3 protein-coding genes are annotated in these 1,686 nt (G+C 42.8%); all 3 read right to left on the bottom strand.

The genetic code is table 11. From position 1 onward, the window contains the following. Positions 1-43 precede the first annotated feature (43 nt). Positions 44-634, bottom strand: a complete 591-nt coding sequence (locus tag NE665_RS23615; RefSeq protein ID WP_002610720.1) for a hypothetical protein — start codon at positions 632-634, stop codon at positions 44-46. 287 nt (positions 635-921) lie between these two features. Further along, positions 922-1,242, bottom strand: a complete 321-nt coding sequence (locus NE665_RS23620; RefSeq protein WP_002610722.1) for a hypothetical protein — start codon at positions 1,240-1,242, stop codon at positions 922-924. A gap of 136 nt (positions 1,243-1,378) precedes the next feature. Further along, positions 1,379-1,686, bottom strand: a 308-nt coding sequence (locus NE665_RS23625) for a hypothetical protein (RefSeq protein ID WP_256302677.1), incomplete at its 5' end; no start/stop codon positions are given.

Genomic DNA, 1,686 nt, shown 5'->3' on the forward strand with positions numbered 1-1,686 from the left:
TATGGAATAATGAAGAAAGTGAATATGTCAGGAGTCTAACTGATCATGCATACCAGCTCTCATATAATTCGCTTCCGTTATATTTATGGGCATATGCATACTCAGTCATTTTGATAGTTCCGTTTTTCGTGCTTTTCCGGTCTCCATGCAACTGGTCTTTGATGAATGTCGGCTTATGGATTGGCGCAAGCATTCCTCCGTCTGTCCTGAAGGAGACTGTCCGAGAACCCCACGCTGCATCACTTTCTTCTTTGATTTCTGGAGCGACTTCGATGAACCATGCATTATGTGCTGATATCTTCACGACTTGGAAGAAGCTAAGGTTCGTCTGTTCATATCCCCAGGAAGCAACGTATAGGTCTCCGACCTTCACACCGTCAAGATTTTCTTTTTCTGATCCTACATCCGTTGCTTTTGGCCCATCGTCTATTATTGTTCCAGAGGAACCTTCTTTCAGTTCGGCAATGACTTGTAGTGTCGTTTCTGATCTTTTCGCATACCATACTTTTTTGACCCGATGCCAGCGGAAGCCGGCATCCTTCAATGTGGTCAGGATCCTGGTATCCGGTTTCTGTGAGAATGTCAGTTCGACTCCATTCAATTCTTCGTTCATATTGATTTTGAAAGTTTCCATTTGAATTTCCTCCTATGCGGTCTTTCCGCTCTCTCGGTAAGCTCTGTTTACCTTACACTTTCTCCACACCGCAGGAGGTGGAGCAGTCAGGGAGCCGTAAGGCAGGGTGGAGATCTTCCGTCAAGAAGATACGACCCGGTCCTTGACTGAGGAGCCGGATGCGGTATTCTATAGCTACATGGCAACTTGCCATGTAGAAAGCCGGCTCATGTGCCGGCTGCTTTTTATAGAGGATCCGATCACCTGGCAACTTGCCAGGTGATTCGCTCTCTTTTGGAATCACAGTTCTACTGTGTCCATTTCAGATGTTTGATATGAACTCTCAGATTGGTTATCTTATCACTGATGATAGCGAAATCAAGGCTGGAGTATACCAATTCTGAATAGCCGTAACTGTCCGGTCGGCCTTTTAACTTTTTCGCCTCATCATCGCTCAGCCCTTCATATCCGATCATCGTTTTGTTTTTTATGTAATATGCATTTCTCTTCCTCATTTCTGCCTGCTCCTCCAGCAGACTTTCCAATTCGTCATTCAGCTTGTCGATCGTTATCGGCTCATCGCCCTTTGCTTGTCTCATCATTTCCTCATCGTTCCTATGATAGTTCATTCCGTCCTCCTTTGCGGGGTTACCACTTTCTTCTGTAAGCGCAGCTGTCATAGATCATCATGCAGTGCTATATCGTGATCGGATGCATGATATGGTAGGGATACAACGATTATGTTTCTAAAGCTGTTTGTGATCCCTATATCTCCACTTCCTGTAACAGATCGTTCAGTAGATCGACATAGCACTGTAATATGAATCTTCCGACTTCCATATCATGATCACGCTGTCTTTTTCTTTCCTCACAAACTGTCATTTTATATTCCTTGAAATCAAGGACATAAGTATCATCTTCATGTTCTAAGTAAGCAACTATAGAATCTTTTTTATCTAAATGATTATTGTTCATGGTATAGATGGTATAAACTAGGCAAAATGATGATTCACCATAAAGACGGGTGTTGACGATCCACATATCATAAGTACATACCATTTTTTTAAAATAAA

It is taken from the genome of Clostridium sp. DFI.1.208 (genome assembly GCF_024463855.1).
Taxonomy (GTDB): Bacteria; Bacillota_I; Bacilli_A; order Erysipelotrichales; family Erysipelotrichaceae; genus Clostridium_AQ.